The organism is Sphingobacterium chuzhouense (assembly GCF_014692525.1).
Classification (GTDB): Bacteria; Bacteroidota; Bacteroidia; order Sphingobacteriales; family Sphingobacteriaceae; genus Sphingobacterium; species Sphingobacterium chuzhouense.
Genome location: NZ_JACNYL010000003.1, coordinates 890033 through 910696, shown reverse-complemented (window position 1 = coordinate 910696; position 20664 = coordinate 890033). Strand labels below are relative to the sequence as shown.

At 40.3% G+C, this 20664-nt stretch carries 14 protein-coding genes; 4 read left to right on the top strand and 10 right to left on the bottom strand.

What is annotated here, in order from left to right:
* The first annotated feature begins 78 nt into the window (after positions 1 to 78).
* On the top strand, positions 79 to 1569 hold the full coding sequence (gene rho / locus H8B21_RS15955; protein ID WP_190314722.1) for a transcription termination factor Rho: 1491 nt from the start codon (positions 79 to 81) through the stop codon (positions 1567 to 1569).
* Positions 1570 to 1644: 75 nt separating this feature from the next.
* On the top strand, positions 1645 to 2337 hold the full coding sequence (pssA, locus tag H8B21_RS15950; protein ID WP_190314721.1) for a CDP-diacylglycerol--serine O-phosphatidyltransferase: 693 nt from the start codon (positions 1645 to 1647) through the stop codon (positions 2335 to 2337).
* A 15-nt stretch (positions 2338 to 2352) separates the two neighbouring features.
* Here the strand turns inward: pssA and H8B21_RS15945 are convergent, their stop codons facing one another.
* A complete protein-coding gene (locus H8B21_RS15945) occupies positions 2353 to 2703 on the bottom strand; it encodes a hypothetical protein (protein WP_190314720.1) in 351 nt (116 codons plus the stop codon).
* The gene (gene folK / locus H8B21_RS15940) at positions 2684 to 3196 is read right to left on the bottom strand and encodes a 2-amino-4-hydroxy-6-hydroxymethyldihydropteridine diphosphokinase (protein ID WP_190314719.1); all 513 of its coding nucleotides are present in this window, start codon (positions 3194 to 3196) and stop codon (positions 2684 to 2686) included. Before folK ends, H8B21_RS15945 begins: the two co-directional genes overlap by 20 nt.
* An 86-nt stretch (positions 3197 to 3282) precedes the next feature.
* Here folK and sppA point away from each other — a divergent pair, with 86 nt between their 5' ends.
* Complete coding sequence (gene sppA / locus H8B21_RS15935; RefSeq protein ID WP_190314718.1) at positions 3283 to 5049, top strand: signal peptide peptidase SppA; 1767 nt, start codon at positions 3283 to 3285, stop codon at positions 5047 to 5049.
* An 82-nt stretch (positions 5050 to 5131) separates the two neighbouring features.
* A complete protein-coding gene (locus tag H8B21_RS15930; protein ID WP_190314717.1) occupies positions 5132 to 6322 on the top strand; it encodes a phosphoglycerate kinase in 1191 nt (396 codons plus the stop codon).
* Positions 6323 to 6877: 555 nt separating this feature from the next.
* Here H8B21_RS15930 and H8B21_RS15925 read toward each other — a convergent pair.
* The 8 genes from H8B21_RS15925 to H8B21_RS15890 all read right to left on the bottom strand — a co-directional run bounded on the left by H8B21_RS15925 (position 6878) and on the right by H8B21_RS15890 (position 20134).
* Positions 6878 to 7891: an MBL fold metallo-hydrolase gene (locus H8B21_RS15925; RefSeq protein ID WP_190314716.1), complete on the bottom strand. Its 1014-nt coding sequence runs from the start codon at positions 7889 to 7891 to the stop codon at positions 6878 to 6880.
* Positions 7892 to 7953: 62 nt separating this feature from the next.
* Positions 7954 to 9486, bottom strand: coding sequence for a phosphodiester glycosidase family protein (locus H8B21_RS15920; RefSeq protein ID WP_190314715.1), 1533 nt, complete (start codon positions 9484 to 9486; stop codon positions 7954 to 7956).
* Between the two features lie 3 nt (positions 9487 to 9489).
* Positions 9490 to 10296 carry a metallophosphoesterase family protein gene (locus tag H8B21_RS15915; protein ID WP_165295742.1) on the bottom strand — a complete coding sequence of 269 codons (807 nt, stop codon included), beginning with the start codon at positions 10294 to 10296 and terminating at the stop codon, positions 9490 to 9492.
* 3 nt (positions 10297 to 10299) lie between these two features.
* Entirely contained in the window at positions 10300 to 11925 is a 1626-nt protein-coding gene (locus H8B21_RS15910) for a RagB/SusD family nutrient uptake outer membrane protein (protein WP_165295743.1), read from the bottom strand.
* 3 nt (positions 11926 to 11928) lie between these two features.
* On the bottom strand, positions 11929 to 15219 hold the full coding sequence (locus H8B21_RS15905) for a SusC/RagA family TonB-linked outer membrane protein (RefSeq protein ID WP_190314714.1): 3291 nt from the start codon (positions 15217 to 15219) through the stop codon (positions 11929 to 11931).
* Positions 15220 to 15456: 237 nt separating this feature from the next.
* Positions 15457 to 16578, bottom strand: a complete 1122-nt coding sequence (locus tag H8B21_RS15900; protein ID WP_190314713.1) for a FecR family protein — start codon at positions 16576 to 16578, stop codon at positions 15457 to 15459.
* 62 nt (positions 16579 to 16640) lie between these two features.
* A complete protein-coding gene (locus H8B21_RS15895) occupies positions 16641 to 17210 on the bottom strand; it encodes an RNA polymerase sigma factor (RefSeq protein ID WP_165295746.1) in 570 nt (189 codons plus the stop codon).
* 113 nt (positions 17211 to 17323) lie between these two features.
* A complete protein-coding gene (locus H8B21_RS15890) occupies positions 17324 to 20134 on the bottom strand; it encodes a hypothetical protein (RefSeq protein WP_190314712.1) in 2811 nt (936 codons plus the stop codon).
* Between the last annotated feature and the right edge of the window lie 530 nt (positions 20135 to 20664).

Here is a 20664-nt window from a genome sequence, read left to right as displayed (position 1 = left end):
AATAATATAGCATTTGCTAGAAATGTAATTTGGATGAATTCAAAATAGTAAAATCCTATATCTCATAGTAAAAAGTTAATGGATATTAATGCACTAAACACCAAACTCGTGTCAGAGTTACGCGAGATTGCAAAAGTATTAGGCATCACTGATGCTGATAAATTGCGTAAACAGGAGTTGATCGATCGAATTACTGTTATAGCGAAGCAGTCTGTCGAAGAAGATCAAGACAAAACAGCCGAAGCTTCGGCTGGGGAAAGGCCGAGAAAGCGGGTTAGAACGGCGGTGAAAGCGGAGCCTGTGGCAATAACCAAAAGGACGTTGTCTGCTGATTCGCCAAAGGCTGATGACGCTTCGTCAACCGAAGCGCAATCTGAAACCAATGTAACAAGCGAAAAAGAAACAACTTCTGCCCCTAAAACAGAAACTTCATCTCCGGTTCTTCCAACAGATTTCGATAATGTTATTGTTAACGAAGGTGTATTGGAAATTATGCCGGATGGCTATGGTTTCTTACGTTCATCGGATTATAACTATTTAACATCGCCAGATGATATTTACGTTTCCCAATCCCAGATTAAACTATTTGGATTGAAAACGGGCGACAACGTACGCGGTTCTATCCGGCCGCCAAAAGAAGGGGAGAAATATTTTCCTTTGGTTCGAGTAGAATCGATCAATGGACAAAACCCAGCGGAGATTCGGGATCGGGTACCGTTTGATTATTTGACGCCTTTGTTTCCAGACGAGAAACTAAATCTGGACTTAGGAGCAGGTAACCATTCGACACGTATTATGGACTTGTTTACACCTATCGGTAAAGGTCAACGTGGATTGATTGTGGCGCAACCTAAAACTGGTAAAACAAATCTATTGAAAGAAGTCGCTAATGCGATTGCAAAGAATCATCCAGAGGTTTACCTTATCATCTTGCTGATTGACGAACGTCCGGAGGAGGTGACCGATATGGCGAGAAATGTACGTGCTGAAGTGATTTCTTCTACTTTTGATGAGCCTGCAGATCGTCACGTTAAGATTGCTAATATTGTGTTGGAGAAAGCAAAGCGAATGGTAGAGTGTGGACATGACGTGGTTATTCTATTAGATTCCATTACGCGTTTGGCTCGGGCATATAACACGGTTGCTCCAGCATCTGGGAAAATCCTATCGGGTGGGGTAGATGCTAATGCGTTACACAGACCAAAACGTTTCTTCGGAGCGGCACGTAATATCGAGAAAGGTGGATCATTGACTATATTGGCAACCGCTTTGACAGATACGGGTTCCAAAATGGACGATGTAATTTTCGAAGAATTTAAAGGTACGGGTAATATGGAGCTTCAGCTTGACCGTAAATTGGCTAACAAACGTATTTTCCCAGCTATCGATTTAACAGCTTCCAGTACGCGTCGTGACGACCTACTTGTAGATCGTGATATATTGCAACGGATGTGGGTACTACGTAATCACCTAGCTGACATGAATTCTACCGAAGCTATGGAATTCCTGTTAACGCAAATGCGCGGAACCAAATCAAACGAAGAGTTTTTAATTAGCATGAATAAATAGCGAATTCCTTTGATATTTTCTATTTTTAAGCCATCCTTTGTTTTCAAGGGTGGCTTAAATTTTTTATATATAGTGATGAAGAAACATATTCCCAATACATTAACTTGTCTCAATCTTTTCAGTGGTTGCATCGGTGTTCTATTTGTATTAAAAGGAGAGTTTCTGTTGGCGTTCTATTGTGTCCTCGCCTCAGGAATATTTGATTTTTTTGATGGAATGATCGCTCGGCTACTGCATGTTAAATCAGATATTGGGAAGGAGTTGGATTCTTTGGCCGATGTGATTAGTTTTGGTTTTTTGCCGGGGGCAGTGTTATATAAATTATTAGAGGCGTCTACAGATAATGTATATCTTCCATATTTAGGATTTATTGTCACCGCATTTTCGGCGTTGAGATTGGCAAAGTTTAATGTGGATGAACGACAAACGTCTGAGTTTATAGGACTCAATACACCGATGAATGCTTTCTTTATTATGTCCCTGCCTTTTATAGGTGCCGCGCATCCAACTTGGATATATCAACCTTTGGTATTACTTGTTATCGTGGCGTTGGTTAGCTTCCTGCTGGTGTCTGAAATCCGTTTATTCAGTATGAAGTTATCTTCGTTGGCGTGGAAGGAAAATAAGTTCAGATATATTTTCCTGTTTATCAGTATCGTTCTTTTGATTACGCTCCGTTTTTCTGCTTTGCCACTCATTTTAATTTCCTATTTTATTTTCTCCCAATTGCATTTTAGATTACAAAAACAGCAGGATAAATACGAGTGATGTGCTATGGCGTGGCTATGGCTTACAGCGATAATCGGCGATTTCCTGCAGTAGCGTCCATATCTCATTTTCTATATCCAAAAATAGCGTATGGATATGGGAGATCTCGGTGCCATTTTTCCCAGCATATTCCAACTGTTGCAGCTTCTCCCGCAAGGTTTGTGCTCCAATATATTCCATTGTTGGCTTGATATGATGGGCTTTATTGGCTATCTCTATATGCACCTCTGACGTGACAGCTTCTTTTAACGCCCGTAAATCAATAGGTATCTGTTCTTGATAGAGACCAAGAAATTGTAAGATCAACTCTTTGTTGTTCATCAGATTTTCTTGGATAACCGATGGATTAATCAATTTGTATTGCATCGTTGTCGTTTGGGTTGTAAGGGTGAACACTTAGACTGTCTTCACATTGTGCTAATAAATCAACGGTTGTTAGACCTAATTTAGGATGTTTGAAAGAAGGGGCAATTTCAGAGAGCGGAACCAATACAAATCGTCGATCGGGGAGATACGGGTGTGGAACAATTAAGCGTTCGTGTTGAATACAGTCCTCGTTAAAGTATAAAATGTCAATATCAATTACTCTTGCACCCCATTTCGATATGCGCACACGTCCCAGATTGTCTTCAATTGCTTGTACTTTGTCTAGGAGATCCAACGGCGAAAGAGAAGTAAATACTAAGGCTACTTGATTAAGGAACTTAGGCTGATCCGTCACCCCCCAGGCCTCCGATTCGTAAAGCGATGAACAAGCTTCTATCTCTCCCACCTGGCTTTCAATTTTCTCGAGAGCCTTTGCCAATTGCGTGGCAGGATTTCCCAAATTTGCGCCTAATAACAAAAACACCTTGTTCATAGTTTAAAGATAAAGCTAATCTATTTAAATTTCGAATTCTTCAAAAGAAACCTCTAAATTAGAGACGAAAAAAAATAAAGGATATTATGAAGTCTTTTTTTAAATATGTTTTGGCAACGATCACAGGAACGGTCATCGTTTTCGTTGTTTTATTTTTGATACTGATTGGATTTATCACGGCGACAGTGAGCAGTATGGGTGCGAAAGAGGAGGTTTATGTTCCGTCAAGTGCCGTACTGTATGTTTCGTTGGATTATAATATTCTTGAGCGTACGTCATCGAATCCTTGGGAAAGTATGAATTTACCGGGCTACGGAGAGATGAAATCGCTGGGATTAAATGATATCCTTTCACGTATCGCCGCAGCAAAAGAAGATGATCGCATAAAAGGTATATTCCTGAATCCTACATATGTTAATACCGGTATGGCGAGTTTAAAGGAGATTCGGGATGCATTGGTTGACTTTAAATCATCCGGTAAGTTTATTGTAGCATATAGCGATGTCTATACACAAAAAGCTTATTATATAGCATCGGTAGCCGATGAAATTTATATGAATCCCGAAGGCTCTTTGGAGTTTAAGGGTCTTTCTGCATCCGTCATGTTTATGAAAGAAGCATTGGACAAATTGGGGATAGAGATGCAGGTTGTCAAAGTCGGTACCTATAAATCGGCTGTTGAACCTTTTATCTTGAATGAAATGAGCAATGCTAACAGGGAACAAATGACAGCCTATTTGGAGAGTATGTATAGTGCATTCTTGGAGAATGTATCAGAAGGAAGGCAGATTTCGACCGATACATTGAGAAATATTGCAAATAATTTTTTGGTAAGGAATGCAGATGATGCCGTTCATCATAAATTTATCGACGGTAAATGTTATAAGGACGAGGTGTTCTCTAAGTTGAAAGAGCGCTTGGAGGTCGACGAGAAAAAGGACGTTCCTACCGTTTCCTTATTGGATTATAACAAAGAAGGAAAAACAGAAACAAGAGGCGATCGTGTAGCTGTGCTGTATGCTTATGGTGATATTGTTGATGGCGAAGGTATGGAAGATAATATAGGTGGAGATAAACTTTCTCGGGAACTTCGGAAATTACGTCGTGACGATCGGGTGAAAGCCGTAGTATTGCGTGTAAATTCACCAGGTGGTTCTGCGCTGGCATCTGACATTATTGCCCGTGAGGTAGAGTTAACGAAGAAGATAAAGCCTATTATGGTATCGATGGGAGACTATGCCGCTTCTGGTGGATATTATATTTCTACCATGGCTGATTCTATTTTTGCTGAAAAGGAAACACTTACCGGTTCTATAGGTGTATTTGGCTTGATTCCTAATCTTCAAGGACTGCTTAATAATAAATTGGGGATACGTGTGGATGAGGTCAAAACAGGTAAATTTGCAGATCTGATGACTTCTGTTGACCGCCCTTTGACGGAAGAGGAGAAGGTCATTATACAGGCAGAAGTTAACCGTATTTATGATACATTTACGGGCAAAGTGGCTGCAGGTCGAAATATGGAAGTATCTGCTGTGGATAGTATTGGACAGGGTAGAGTGTGGACAGGAAGCCAGGCATTGGAAAATGGACTGATAGACGGTATCGGAAATCTTGATCGAGCTATACGAGCTGCGGCAGCAAAGGCGAAATTGAAAGATTACAGGGTAATGTATTATCCTACACAGAAAGATCCGTTCGCAACGTTATTTAGCACATCCAAGGAGCGGATAAAGATGTGGATGTTGGATGAGGAGCTAGGCGAGTACAGACAGCATGTCGAGCAGCTTCGTACAGTATTAAGGTCTTCTGGTATACAAGCCCGGATTCCGTATAGAATTGAAATTAGATAAATAGGTGCAAGTATTCTTACTTTTTTCTATATTTAGCCCACGGTTTAAGCCGTGGCAATAACACATAAATAAAAAGACATATATGAAGACTATTGATGATTTAAATTTCTCTGGCAAAAAGGCATTAGTTCGAGTAGATTTTAATGTGCCTTTGGATGAGAATTTTAATATAACAGATGATAACCGTATACAAGGGGCTGCTCCTACCATCAAAAAAATTTTAGCTGATGGCGGCGCGGTCATATTGATGTCTCATTTGGGTCGACCAAAAGAAGGACCTACCGACAAATATTCATTGAAGCATATTGTTGGACATCTATCTAAAGTAATAGGTGTAGATGTACAGTTTGCTAGCGACTGTATAGGAGAGGAAGCTGTTCAAAAAAGTGCAGCGCTAAAAGGTGGAGAAGTGCTTCTTTTGGAGAACTTGCGTTTTTATAAAGAAGAAGAAAAGGGAGACGTTGGATTTGCGGAAAAGCTGGCGAAATTGGGCGACGTGTATGTGAACGATGCTTTTGGTACAGCACATCGTGCACATGCGTCGACAGCGATTATCGCACAATTTTTTCCTAACGACAAATATGCTGGTTATTTGATGGCTGCAGAAATCAATAATGCAGAGAAAGTATTGAATAATCCGGAACGCCCATTTACTGCCATTATGGGAGGTGCAAAAGTTTCAGATAAAATTCAGTTGATCGAGGCACTTTTAGATAAAGTGGATAACTTGGTTATCGGTGGAGGTATGGCGTATACATTTGTAAAAGCCCGAGGAGGAGAAATTGGAAAATCTTTAGTCGAGTTAGATAAATTAGATCTAGCCAACGAATTAGTGAAAAAAGCAGATGAAAAGGGAGTGAATTTGGTACTTCCTACCGATGCACAGATCGCTGATAGGTTTGCAAATGACGCGGATACCTACAACGGTCCGAACGACCAAATTCCTGCAGATAGAGAGGGATTGGATATTGGGTCAGAATCTTCTGAGCATTTTGCAGAGGTTATAAGTGCTTCCAATACATTGCTGTGGAACGGGCCAATGGGTGTTTTTGAGTTTGATACGTTTGCGAAGGGTACGAAGGCGGTTGCAGATGCAGTTGTAAAAGCTACTGAACGCGGTGCTTTTTCGCTTATTGGTGGTGGTGATTCGGCTGCTGCGGTGTCTAAGTTCGGCATGACCGAGCATGTCAGCTATGTCAGTACAGGTGGCGGTGCTTTATTAGAATATATGGAGGGTAAGGTATTACCTGGAGTGAAAGCTTTAGAAGACTAACAATAACATATATCATAATGAGAATAGGGCAGACTTATTAGTCTGCCTTATTTGTTTATAGTTGATTTTGCGGTACTTCTTTACTTCGTTGCGGTAGTTCTGATGCATGGCGTGAGACCTCTTTAACCAGACCCAGTACTTCTTCACGTCATTGTTGTGCCTCTTGTGGCTGACATTGCACAAAGACGATGCATTTCCGTCCTTCTGAAGAGCAGATAGGTGCCTCTTAAGCTAGTAACTGCGATAGAAAAATGTTCTATTCGTCCCTCTTGACGTTTATTCGTGGCTTCTGGTTAATCATGTTGTTAGACTTTTGAACATAGAGGTACGGAAATGTCACATTTCCGTACCTCTATATCGTGTTTCCGTTTTTCTTTGCGGCAAAGATGGTCGGAAGGATTACAAAGATGATCGTCGTTCTTGTGAATTACCTCCGCGTACTAATAAAAACGTTCCTCGTTATTGCAATTCCGTAGGGGAATATGGGGTCTGTTACTACTTTTTTGTGCATATAATAAGTATATTCCAATATACGAAAGTATCAAATTAATAAATCTATTTATAATGATAATATTCTCCCCAGGCCATGATAACATAAGGAGTGGTTATGCTTTTCATTTTGTTAAACGTCAACCAGTAAGGTTCGCGATGGTCGATGGAATGCTGCAATTCATTTTCATGTCCAGTGATGATTAGCCGTGGATTTATACTGTTTATTGCTTCTTCCAAGTTGGGCATCCAGCAGTGGAGGAGCAGTACATCTGTCTCTACTTCGTTTCTCAACTCTCTAATCCAAGAACGGTCATTTTTGTTTGCTTGATCGCCGGTGTGCATAACGGTCAAATTTTCGGGAGTTGTAATAGCATAGATATTATTGGGTACATTATCTTGGTGTCCAGGGAAAACCTTAATTTTTAATTGCTTGCTATTGCCCAATACAATATCTTTAGTTATTGTAGCGGAAGAATCTCTTAAGTGAATGTAATTGCTGGATTTTTCCTCCCACAATCCAGTAGGAACGATGACTTTTTTCTCTTGTTTGGCAAACATATCCGCCACTGCGGCATCTGCATGGTCTCCGTGTCGATGCGTAACGAAAAGAACATCCGATAGATCAATTAGCTTTTGTATCTGGCTGTCGTCAATATACCAATGACGGCTGCTTCCGACTAGATCAATGGCAATAGTTACGGATTCACTCTGGATAATAAACCCGTGATTGTAGACCTTAAAAATCCGTATCCCTGTCGCTGTCTTATTCGATTGCAAAGAATCGATGACTCGATCTAAAACGTATTTAAAATAATTTTTAAGTGTCATCGAAGTATCCATACGTGTGTCATGCATTATGCCATCTAAAGAAAAAAGTGCTAATTTTCTTTCGTTTGTATACAGTGTATCAGGTGGATATCTGTCCAATGTTTTATAGACGTGATCAAGTATAATTGTACTTTGATCTTCCAAGAGGCTTTGGGGATCTTTATGGTAATATTGTCGAATTTGAGCTTGGGCAGCTCCTTGTATTATCCACAAGCAAAGACATATTCCACAGACAAATTTATTTTTCATAATGAAGCGTATTGCAAATAAGGGACAACCTTTGTGGTTGCCCCTAGAGATATTTAAATATCCTAATCCCTCTCAGTGACGATCATCCAAGATGAAGCCAACGGCGGGTTATGATCAGGATTTGTAGCATGTGTACGTGAAAAAGGTTTATATGAACCACTATTTGTATCTTCAAGAATACCGACAGAGGCACCGCCTTCCATCAGATAAAGACCACCTTCACAACCCAGAGCTTTTAAAAGTTCTGCAATTTCCCTGCGGGTATAACCATTTCCGACACTTTCATGTCGTCCGTTTCCTACAAACAAATAAACTTTGTTGTTTGCCGAATAACCTATTGCCGCTCGCGCATCACTATTTCCTGCGAGACTAGGAATTTCACCATTCTGTAGCAATACAATACCGCCCACGGCATGTTCCAAATTATCTTTCATTTGTTCAAATTCTGTTCTGTTACCAATAAGGGGAGTACCCTCATTTTTCTTTATGCCAAAGAAATAATGTGTGGGATCCCAAAATTCATTTGACAAAACGGCACCATAGCGCACCACTGGTCCACGCACCACAAAAGAAGGTGCTGCTCCCTGTTGTATATCGCCAGTAATTGCTGCCAATACACGCCAATCAGTACTTGAATAACGGTTGTTTTTATGGGTAGCCATGACGGTCAAGTTCTGCAAAGCAGTATATGGAGGTCCGACGTCATTAGGACTTCCGCCTTCAACCCGCACTTTTGGATTATTTAAATCAGCTTCCAGAACGGTACACGAAGCAAGGACACCAGTCGAATTATTGATATAAGACATAGCACCCATTTTTACACCCGGAGCAATTTCCTCTTCTGTACTTTGAACCACATTACGAATAAGTGTACTGTTATTTAACAATTTTTCTATCATGGTTGGCTCGACATAGACCTCTTGGATATCGTCCTGTGTGCGGACATTGATGTATACATTTCCGCTTTCATATACCACAAAGCCTCGAGCTGAGCTTATAGACATAGGCATGTCATAACCCAATGCTACGGGAATATTGACCCAAAATTTTAAATCGGGTGCAATGTCTTGATTTATTAAATAAGAAGTGACTTCTCCCGTTTCCTCTTTTTGCTTAAAAACGACATCGTTTATATTGACAACTTTTGAGGTGAATTTATGAATGTCTGTTGTCAAATTTTCTAATGTAACTGTTGAAAAACTGCCGGACCCAAAGCCTATGGCGGCTATTTCTGAGGAAGTGCTTAGGACATAATGTGCATTGTCCAAGATAAGTGATTCTCCGCCGACTTTTACACGTACCAAATCGTTAACATTAAACGCGGACGCATTATTTGTAAAGATGCGAATTGCGACATCAGATCCATCTTGGACATGTATCGATCTATTGTCCACACCATTTACAGTTGCTTCCATATATAAGGGTTCTGCAAACGACTTACTATTGTCTAATTCATACAGATAAACTAATTCTGAAATCCGGACTAACTTCGCGTAGTCCGCAGGATTTTGTTCGCTTTTTTGGAAACCTTCCTGCTTGCAAGAAAAGAGCAGAAAACCCCAAATAATGTATATACTGATATATAAACCTTTCATTTTTTAAACATTAAATTTGTTAAGCATTTTTCTTGTTAAGGGAGTCATGAGATACGTAATAATTTCACTTTTTGTTATCTCTATTATTCGGAAGTTTCGGTCAAAGGAACCCCAACTGCCTCCCAGACGTCCGTCAAACATGTAAGGAATCTTTTCGATGTTTCGAATACCTTCTTCATTATGATCATGACCATTGAATACTGCCCTAACGTTTGTATAATCCTTTAAAACTTCCTTGACGTTTTCTGTGCAACCCATAGAAGGGCTATGTGGATGTATATGCCAGAAAATAAACACATGTTTTTTGTTTTTATACTTTTCCAATGAGGTTCTTAGAAAATCTAGATCAGGACATTTTAATGAACCAAAAACGTCTGAAGTGGTGCCGAAAATAAAAGCCATATCATCGATCGTAAAATCCGAATTGACAGCCTGTTTCCACGTGTCTAGCCACACGCTATCGGATACGCGGTCATGGTTTCCCTGCGTTACATATAGTTTTTCATGCACATCTTTTAACGCATCATAAGCTTCTGGTAAAAAGCGAGGATCATCGTGTATAATATCGCCGTTTAATACCAGAAATGCACATGGATTTGTTTTATGGAAACTTCTAAAAGCAGAGACAAAATTGCGTGTATGCATAGCATAATCGGTATTCATTTCACCGTAATGTAAATCAGAAGCTATTGCAAAGCGAAAAAGTACTTCCTCTTCTTCATCCGGTAGAATATCGGTGTCATTGCCCTTGCCACAAGCTAGAAAAATGCTCGTAGCACCAACTGCATATAAAAATTGTCTTCTATTCATGTCTTAATAATTTGGATTTTGTTCTAGCGCTGTATTCCTGTTCAATTCCGTCTGCATAATCGGAAACAAATCGAAATGACTCGGGTATACGCGGTTTTCTACTAAAAAACGAGTATAGGTGTAGGTGCCATCACTATTGTTTACCGCGCGCATACCATAAGCATTTGGAACGACTTGTGCTCCTATTCGCCAGCGTTTCACATCAAAAAAGCGGTGTCCTTCAAAAGCCAGTTCTATTCTCCGTTCATTTCTGATGCGCTTTCGCATATCCGCTTTCGACAGTCCGGATGGTAATGGAGGCATTTCTACTCCCGGTCTGCTGCGTATACTGTTTATTGTATTATATATCTCTGTATTGGGGGCATTTAAGGCTTCATTTAATGCCTCAGCGTAGTTCAATAACACCTCTGCATAACGGAAATAAATCCAATAATAGGTTCCGTTTTGTACGGTTGGAATACGGCTTGCATTTTGGTCAACGAGTTTTGCCAGATAATAGCCCGTCGTCGTATTATTGAATCCGCCGCCTATACCATCTTGCGATGCGCCTACATAGGTATAAACCGATTCCTGTCGCCAAGTCGATCCGTTATATAAGATGGACATATAAAAGCGTGGATCTCTATTAACATACGGATTATCGGGATTATAACCTGACGCTGGATTAATGGTAGGAGAAATTCCGGGGTTTTCCTCCAGGAAAGGGAGTTCGCCGTTGGTCATTTCATACATATCCACTAAATTTTGCAGCGGTGTGATACCAACTTGTCCGCCATGGGACGGGACAAAGGTTTGCAAAGTAAAATCGGTATAGTTGGAAGTGCGTTGAAAAATAATTTCTCTTGAAACACGGGTATGAAACAGGTTTTTGTAATTCGCGTGCAATTGATAATAATTGAGGTCTATTACCTCTTTAGCAGCATCCGCGGCTCGTTGCCATACCTGTGCATCGCTAGAGGGATTATGTAAAGAACTAGCGAAATGTAATAACACACGGGATTTGAGTGCTAAAGCCGCTCCTTTGGTGGCTCGTCCCAAATGAATAGCAGGATGTTCAATATCCAATAAATCGGCCGCTTTATCACATTCGTCTGTAATAAATTTCACCACCTCAGTAGCCGTATTTCTCGGAATTTGCATGTTCTCATTGATTTCCAGAGGTTCAGTCAATATCGGTATGCCTCCCCATCTTCTAAACAGTTCGGCATAAAAATAAGCTCGTAAAAAGATCGCTTCACCAATCATCCTCGGTTTTCCCGTATTCTGGTTTTCGTTGACCACTGGAATACGATCGGCATTCTGTAAAAAGATGTTGGCTGCCCGTATCGCTTGATAACTTGCTGTCCAGTTGTTAAAAGGGTTGCTTGCGGGTGAAAACACCCCGTTGTTGATTTGATTTTCGCCAGCTGTTCCGTGTGGGCTTTCTGAATCGTCCGACGCATTGGTGTATTTGTTCGTATAGTCTACGGGTAATTTGCTATAGATATTCGACAGATAGCGTTCAGCCAATGCATAACTGCCAAAGACTTCATCCAATGTCATTCCTCCGGATTCCGCTTTATCCAAATATTTATCAACGTCACATCCGTATAAGAATAGGATCGTGAATATAAAAATAAGTCTCTTCATGGGTTAAAAATTTGTAGATATACCAAAATTAAATATCTTCACTTGCGGGTATGTCCAATATCTACCTCCAGGAGATTCGGGATCAAAGTCTCCTTCCGTCTTATCCCAGGTAAATAAATTCATTCCATTTGTATACAATCGAACATTATTTAGCCTTTTTTTGTCAAAAAGATTAATGTTGCGGAAGGTGTAGCCTATCTCCATGTTTTTTAAACGGAGATAATCACCTTTACGGACAAAAAAGGAGGATTTACGGTGGTTGTTATCACTAAATTCGGAATGCAATACCGGATAAGTGGCAGTAGACGCCGTTTCGGGCGTCCATCGGCCTAGATGCATTTCCATGACCTTTCCACCGTTGTAAAACTCATACGCTGTTTCCAATTCGCGTGTATAAGTGAAGCCAGATGCACCCTGTAGCAAGAAGCTGAAGTCAAAACCCTTATAATCGATGCCTCCTGAAAAACCAAACATCATCTCTGGAATAGTACTTTTTCCGATAGGCATGACATCATTATTGTCGATGATACCATCGCCATTCGTGTCGTAGTATTTTAAATCACCGGGAACCACTCTTCCAAATGTTTGTTGTCTGCTGTTTATAATATCTTCTTCGCTTTCGAAAAACCCAATCGCCTTAAGTCCGAATTCCTGTCCTATACGTTGCCCGGTACGGAAGAGGTTTGGGTAAGCACGAGTTTCCTCATCCATTTCCAAGATTTTATTCCGCGCAAACGAAGTGTTGGCATTTATGAAATAATTGACCTCGCCAATATGATGAGCATGCTTGATTTCAATTTCAAAACCTTTATTCTCTGTTTTTCCAAAATTGGCTGGAGGAAGATTGGAAGCGGGTACTCCGCTCATATAAGGAATACTTTGGGGTAAGACGAGCATATCGTCTCTCTTTTCATAAAACAAATCGATAGTGGTACTGAATAACCGGGAGTTAAATAAATTTAATTCAAAACCTATGTTGGAGCGCCATGCGGTTTCCCATGAAACGAGTGGGTTGGCAAGCGGACCTTCTGCGATACCCTCTATGTTTGCCAGTGTTTCACCAAAACTATAACCGCTCCCGTCCAGAAATTCCTCAATGAAAAGCCAGCGTCTGTCGGTCACAGTGAGCTGATCATTTCCGGTTATACCGGATGAACCCCGTAACTTCAGTAAATTGATAACTGGATGATCCTGTATTGCAACCCATCCTAGTGATACCGCTGGGAAGAAGCCATAGCGGTTGGCTTTAGCAAAGTTGTCGGTACCATTATATCCAGCATTAAACTCGGCAAAAATACGACTCTGATAATCATACGCTATACGGCCTACTAAACCTTGAGAGACAAATGGAATTTGGCCTCCCAGAATTTTTTGTTGTCTATTGGCAAGCAACAAACCGGTGAAAGTATGATCCCCGAATGTACGGTGATAATTTAAACTCATATCTAACCAAACGTCTCGGTTCTGCCCATAGGTAGAAGTAGGAGCGCTTAGGGGTAGATCTTGACCTCTATATACATAATTAGTTGGATCGTTGTAATCTCCGCTTCCATTATATACAGCTAACCGTACATCCATGCGACGGGTAAAATTATTCCGAAAGTAACCGTCAAATGAAAAATTTCCCTTGACCGATAAGCCTTCCGTAATAAAGTTGAGCTTACGTGTCAAGGTCGCCATTCCCGAGAGAGAGGAATTAAATTCCTGCGTAAATCCCGTGCTGTTTATCCGATGAAGCGGGTTGCTATATCCAGTAGGATGCAAGCCCCAAAAGCCAGTAGGATAGCGAACGGGGAAGGCGTTCGGTGGAATACGGGAAATATAAGCACCGAACATATTGGCTGATGAAACATTGGGGTAATTACGATCTTCGATGGCGCCATATAGATTGAGCGCTAAAGATAAATCGTCGTCAAAATCAAGATCCACATTACTTCTGAAATTGTAACGTTTCATCTCAAAATTGTTGTTATACAATTCATTTGGCTCCGTTTTATATAAACCATCTTGGTACATGTAACCCATATTGACAAAGTATCGCGCCCGTTCACTTCCGCCGCTCATACTAAAGTTTGTCTGTGAGCTCATCGAATTGGTCATCACTTCTTTTGCCCAATCTACATTCGGATAAAGTAACGGATCGGAACCCGTTCTATATGCCTCTAGGGCTTCTTCTGAATAGGGGACAGTACCTGATGTAGGATTATCGTTGCGATAAGCTTCATTATATAACGTCGCAAAACCATATGAGTCTAAAAAACGCGGTATTCTGGTCGGTGTTTGGATAGCGGTTTGTGAACGCGCTGCTATAGTAGGTTTACCTGCCGTGCCGCGTTTCGTGGTGACGATAATAACCCCGTTTGCCCCTTTGACACCGTAAAGTGCAGTAGCGGATGCATCTTTCAGGATAGTAATATTTTCAATTTCATTTGGGTCTAATGTAGTAATGGCGGAATATTCTTTTTGTACTCCGTCAATGGTGACAAGTGGTGCTGCACTATTCAGTGTCGCGACACCACGGATATATAGGTCAGAGCGATCACGACCGGGTTCCCCCGAGCGTTGAATCGCTATCAATCCCGGAAGTCGCCCCGCTAAAGCATTGGTGATGTTGCTGACAGGACTTTGCATCAGTTCTTTGTTTGAAATGGACGCGGTAGAACCTGTCTGAGCAATTTTTTTCTGTGTCTGACCAAACCCTAGTACGACAACTTCTTCTACGCCTACAAAATCAGATTCTAAAATAATCTGTAGCTGTTTCTGAGATTCTATAGCTATTTCTTTTGGTAGATATCCAATCATATTGATGATAAGGATCTGTCCCGGCGCAGCTAAAATAGAAAAGCTACCATCTGCGTCTGTTCCAGCAGTGGGGGTATTTTGGCCCTTGATCCGTATAGTGGCACCGGCCAATAGCTCGCCCGAAGAATTTTGTACCACACCATGTACGGGATCTTGTATTCCCGCGTTTGAAGAATTAGCGGATGCGGTTCGTTTCCTTTGTCGTAGGATGATAGTTTTGCCATCGATTTCGTACGCCCAGCCTTTAGCTTCAGATAGGTGTGATAATACATTTTTCAATGGTGTTTTTTCGAAATTAATATTCGAAAATGTGACTCCTTTCAACGATAGTCCCGAATATAAAACGGTGTATCCCGTTTGCTTTCGGACTTCGCTGAAGATACGTTCTGCGGAAGGGGCAGATGCTCTAAATGAGAATTCTTGTGCATGGCCAGTGGCGAAGACATGCACGAAACTTACTAAAATAAGCAAAGACACAAGGTTCAGTCGCATGATTAGTTTCCTTTTAAAAACATGGATGCCAAATTGGTCGATATATCTTATAAAGTGCTTATAAAATGTGGTATATCGCCAACACGTGATTGTCGTATAAATTTTATACATTTGATAGTCTGATTAAAATTAAATCGGTTAAACATTTTAGTTTGCAATTAGATAACGTGAATTGGGGGTGGTTCCAGCACTCCCAATTTGTTATTCTTTAGACGTCATTTTATCATAATTTTCCTCCTATTTATTGGTTTGTATTTTGGTTATTGTCACCGTTCTGCCCTGCACGTCTATTTTTACATTACTGGCTGCTTTTTCTATCATCTTAAAAACCTCCCGGGCATTTTCATATTTCGATATACTACCGCCAAACAAGATAGATTTTGTTTCTTGGTCGGTAAATGAAACGTCTAAATCATACCACCGGCTTACTTTTTTCATAGCCTCTTCCAGTGGTTCTTCAAAGAATACAAAATAGCCGTTTTTCCAGGCGACGATATCGTCCATGTTTTCATCCCGTATTAAGGTCTTGTTGTTACCGTATATAGCGGATTGTCCCGGTTTTAATTGTTTCTGATTAAATAGTACGGAACCTTCTACTAAACTGGCTTTTACATAGTGGTTTTCTTGGTAAGCGTTTACATTAAACTCTGTGCCCAGTACCTTTATTTCTTGTCCGCGGACGGTAACAATAAACGGCTGGCTGACATTTCTCGAAACTTTAAAATAGGCTTCGCCTTCCAGCTCGACCCGACGCTCCGGAAGCGTTTTGAAGGTGTTGGTGAAACGTAACTGAGAAGAGGAATTTAGCCACACATGCGTACCATCAGGAAGAATAACTTCATATTGCCCTCCCATGGGTGTGATAACCTCATGATTTTTTATGATTTCTTCTTCTTCTGATAAATAAACTAACTGTCCGGTACTATTCAGTTGTACGGTGGAACCGTCGATATGCATAATGCTATCTCTTTCGGCTATGTCTAAAGGTATGGACGAACCATCGGCCAGCTTTAATAAGGCTTTGTTAGAGCCGGGTGCCAATAATGCGATTTCACTATGTTGTTCCAGATTTTCATTGCTAGATAAGAATGCCGTATAGACGTAATAGCCTAATCCAAATATAAACAATAGTGAGGCTGCATATCCGATGATGTGACGTAAGCTATAGGTTTTTTGTGGTTGTTTTAGCGGTAGTGATGCTTCCAGTTGTTTTAAATCTTCCAATATAGCTTCTTCTGGTATGTCAGATGATTCAAATTGGCCGTCCATAAGCCATTTATGGAGCAGTTGAATCTCTTCGTCCGTACAGCGTCCTGCCTTATAGCGTGCAAACAGCTCTTTGATATCTGTTTTATCCATGTACCTTGTTTATATGGTTTTATAAGGTAGACGGGAATGGCGGATAAAAGGGTTAGAAGAAATTATAAAAAAAATAAAAAAAGAAAAGAACCCAGTTTTAGTTTTAGTGTTTTTAGCGCGTTAAACATGTGGCTTTTCACTGTTTGCTCCGATATACCTAGTTGTTGCGCTATTTCTTTTCGGCTAAGGTTATACTGTCTACTTAGCTCAAACACCTCTCGGGTTTTTGGTGGAAGGGCTGATATTTCCGTTGCGATAAGCTGGGACATCTCTTTGGAACGGACCAAATCGTCGGCTGACATGTCCGCAATATGGATAAATTCATAGAAACTGTCGATATAACGTTGTTTAACCTTTTCGTGCGCGATAGTATCTAAGAGTTTATTCCGCACGGCAGAGAAAAGATAGCCTGATAAGGAAGTATCATAACGGATTTGTTCCCGTTTTTCCCAAATAGCTAAAAAAACATCGTGCAAGATGTCGGTCACAAGTTCTTTATCATGTATCCGGCGCCATAAAAAAGTATAAAGGGGAATCTTGAACCGATGATAGATTTCCGTATAAGCGGCTTGATCCCCTTTTTGGAGCTCCGTTACAAGTTCTAAATCTGAATATGAACCGTACTTATTCAAAATCTAATCACATAAATTGGTTACAAAATTAAATATGTTTCCTTGGCTGCCATTTGCCAAAAATGTTATAAATATATTATTTTTATATTAAATTAATAGGTGGCGTATTATTTTTAATAACTGTAACTAAACCCAAAGGTAGGGACAATTTTGTTAGATGCTGTATTGTCATTGATGTATGTGAGTCTCGTTGATACATTGATATCAGGCAATACGTATCGGAATACATTTAAGTCAGCCGATAACCCTATACCAAAACTTTTGGGAGCTAAGCTTTCGTCCACATTTTGGAAATCCGAAAATAACAATCCTTGGAAACGTTTAATGTAAGCGAGGGAACCAATGCTCCAATCCGGATAGAAGAGGGGAAGTCTGTAGCTTGCCATCGCCGTATTCTTGACAATGGGCGAATTAAAATGTCCCCATCCCGAAACCATCGGAATATCATATGTTCCTAAATATATACCGCTATTCTTCTGTGCAGCAAACCGCAATTGTAAGCTATGATTTGTCCACAAGCCCGGAAAATAGAAGTTGGTTCGTAACGATAGTACTTCTCCAGATGAACCCGTAGTAAATGGGCGATGGCGAAAGGTGATACTGAAGTTTTGCCCCCAACGTGGCGCCAGATCCATCTTACTTCGCATGCTATTTCTATTGATATATACTTGATAATTCAATGGGAAAGCAATGACATCCTGGAAGTTTTGCAACTGTAAACTGGTATTGTAGCGCTTTGTATACGATGTGCCAAAATTAACACCGTAACTGTATACCATATTGCGCCGGTATATAGAGAGTGGAATAGACATTTCAAAGGTTGCATGATGGTCACGGTAATCAAACATCATGATATTATTGGGGTTATTCCCCGATACAGCATTGCCGACCATCCCTCTATTCATATATCGGACGGTGAATGCCGGGAAATAACGCTTATAAGAAACCTCCGCAGAGTAGCGACTTTTTGATATGTCTGGGTCAAATTCATAGCCGAGTTTAACCTGCGTAGTATTTAGTATATCATTTGATAGCCAGAATATGCCCGGAATGTAATTATCGAAACTCTCAAAGTTAGTACCGCTAATGGACAGGCTATGAAAATTGATGGCATGCGTGCTGGGATTATATTTTTTAACAACGATGGGAGAGACTGGTTCGCTCGATAAACTGTCTCTTTGTATGTCTTTCAACGTGGGAGAAATATAGGGGAGACGGATATGTTCAGTCTGTTGGGTTGTGGAAAGCGCTATTTCTTTCTGCGCAAGTTTGTATCCGTTATATTGATAGTCGTTGTATAATAGTGATCCATTTGTGGCAATTGCTGGGTTGAATGCGCCATACGCAGCATTTGTCAATTTATGTTGCCCTGTAGCCCTATTAAACAGATAAATGTTATCAACACCGTCGTTGTGTGCTTTGAAAATAATATCGTCATGATAATAAAAAGGACGTTCCAATTGCTGATTTCCCCATGGAAGGACGAGATCAAGCTCTTTAGTTATCAAGTTAAATTCCACTAGATTTGTTCCCTGTTCCGTAACGGCGATAGCCACAACTTTATCGCCGGAGGTATCATATTTCGGCTGTTGTATATGCATTCCGTTAGGAACAGCAACGCTATCTCGTATTTCGCCTGTTTTGGAATCGAGTATAACCAATCTGCTTAAGTTTGCCGGATTTACTTCAACAACGACTATCTCATCACGAGTCGGATGAAAAGCAGGGGAGTAAAAGCGGGATGCTTTTGTCAGTGTTCTGGTACGTCCGGTTTCCGTATCATATACATTGATTACATTGTACGTTTGTTTGCCAAATCGAGCGTGTTTGCGATATTCGTCCCAAACGATCTCCTTATTTCGAAGATGAAAATAAGGTGTTATTTGTATGCCTGTTTTGACGACACCGGTCTCATTCCCCAAACTATCCAAACGCTTGATTTCATTAACTGCGGTAGGAGAGGATTTAAGTACATATAGCTCTTGGTCTCCATTCATTTGCGGTAATAAATAATCGCTGGGATACCGGCTGTTTTTCGTAGGCAGGTTAGGTTTGTCTGGTGAAATAGGCGATTCTTGTTCCCATTTTTTTGTTAGTTCCAAGATGGTGTTGTCAAAAATTCCGGTTGGCTTTTTCCCGGAGACTAACTTCACGGCTCGTTGGAAATTGAAGGGACGTAGTAACTTGGCACGCATATCGGTCAGTATTTTCTCGTGGCTGGCAATGCCGTGATGATTGGTTAAGTAGCTGCTCATGAAGAAACCAATCGTATAATAAGACGGAACATTATCCTTAAAGGAACCTAAAACGTACTTATTAAAGCCATATGATTTACCAGAAAGTATATTGGCGCGTATCGGCATTTCCCATGAAGGAAGTCGGCCACGTCCCCCTTCGCTATACATCGTTTCAACCTGCACCGCATCTCCTTCAAAATACCAGGCGGGCAAGTTCAATCCATAGAGTGCGAAGGCGAGTTGTTCGAAAAAAGGGGCTTTCAATTTACCTGTCAATTTGTCAAATTGGGCGACGTGTCGAAGTTCATGTAAAGCTAAATTCGGCAGCCATTCTTGGTTATCGGCAGTGGAAGAGGGGACAGCAAACAACTCGGATTTTCGGGGAGCAAGTTGTACGAAACCATTTTGCATAAGGTGATTTCCTTGTAAAACGAATGTTATTTTTGGAGGAGAGGTCCGCAAACTTTTGCGACTTTCCTGCTGTATTTTCGGGAGCTGTTCCGCTAACTTTTTCGCTGTATTTTCAAAAGTGCTTGGGAAAAGCAGACGGAAATTTTCGGCATCAATCTGACGCCATTTGACAGAAGAATGTGCTTGGTCGTTGTCAATAATCTGTCCTTTGGATGTATGTATATTTATTAATAATATCAATAATGATAAAATGCTGATATATATATGTTTATTCATTTATATTTATGGTTTTATATCTATATACTAAAATTTTTAGCTTATTTTTAGCTTTATTTATAAATATTTACTTTATTTGGTTTAATTAATATTATGATAATTAATAAAATATATGTTTTATATTATCGTATTTTTATATTAGAAAAAACACATTTTTCTATGATTATTAACAGGTCATGACGTTAACAAAGTACATTTATGTTTTTGGTAATAATCATTATATTTTCTCTGCAAGATAGGATAAAATTGTTAGATTTCACTATGATCAATATGTTGTTTTCATCAGTGGCGAAAAATGTATTGCGGAAAGTTGAAAGGGTGTTGTCGAGAGAAGAATCATCACTGGGTCCGTGAGATATTTGAATTAGGTCGGAGGTTGTGCTTCCGATGATAATAATGACTTTCGCATACATTGTAAAGGAAACTTTGATGATCCATTCCAGCGTGGGGGCAGCAAAAAAAATAGTTGTTTTCGTTGATGACATATTGTCATTTTATCGGTACCGGAAAATGTCCCGATAAACACTTGC

Bases quoted from the DNA above. Each gene is read 5' to 3' on its own strand.
- rho (WP_190314722.1), top strand. From the start codon at position 79: ATGGATATTAATGCACTAAACACCAAACTCGTGTCAGAGTTACGCGAG.
- pssA (WP_190314721.1), top strand. From the start codon at position 1,645: ATGAAGAAACATATTCCCAATACATTAACTTGTCTCAATCTTTTCAGT.
- H8B21_RS15945 (WP_190314720.1), bottom strand. From the start codon at position 2,703: ATGCAATACAAATTGATTAATCCATCGGTTATCCAAGAAAATCTGATG.
- folK (WP_190314719.1), bottom strand. From the start codon at position 3,196: ATGAACAAGGTGTTTTTGTTATTAGGCGCAAATTTGGGAAATCCTGCC.
- sppA (WP_190314718.1), top strand. From the start codon at position 3,283: ATGAAGTCTTTTTTTAAATATGTTTTGGCAACGATCACAGGAACGGTC.
- H8B21_RS15930 (WP_190314717.1), top strand. From the start codon at position 5,132: ATGAAGACTATTGATGATTTAAATTTCTCTGGCAAAAAGGCATTAGTT.
- H8B21_RS15925 (WP_190314716.1), bottom strand. From the start codon at position 7,891: ATGAAAAATAAATTTGTCTGTGGAATATGTCTTTGCTTGTGGATAATA.
- H8B21_RS15920 (WP_190314715.1), bottom strand. From the start codon at position 9,486: ATGAAAGGTTTATATATCAGTATATACATTATTTGGGGTTTTCTGCTC.
- H8B21_RS15915 (WP_165295742.1), bottom strand. From the start codon at position 10,296: ATGAATAGAAGACAATTTTTATATGCAGTTGGTGCTACGAGCATTTTT.
- H8B21_RS15910 (WP_165295743.1), bottom strand. From the start codon at position 11,925: ATGAAGAGACTTATTTTTATATTCACGATCCTATTCTTATACGGATGT.
- H8B21_RS15905 (WP_190314714.1), bottom strand. From the start codon at position 15,219: ATGCGACTGAACCTTGTGTCTTTGCTTATTTTAGTAAGTTTCGTGCAT.
- H8B21_RS15900 (WP_190314713.1), bottom strand. From the start codon at position 16,578: ATGGATAAAACAGATATCAAAGAGCTGTTTGCACGCTATAAGGCAGGA.
- H8B21_RS15890 (WP_190314712.1), bottom strand. From the start codon at position 20,134: ATGAATAAACATATATATATCAGCATTTTATCATTATTGATATTATTA.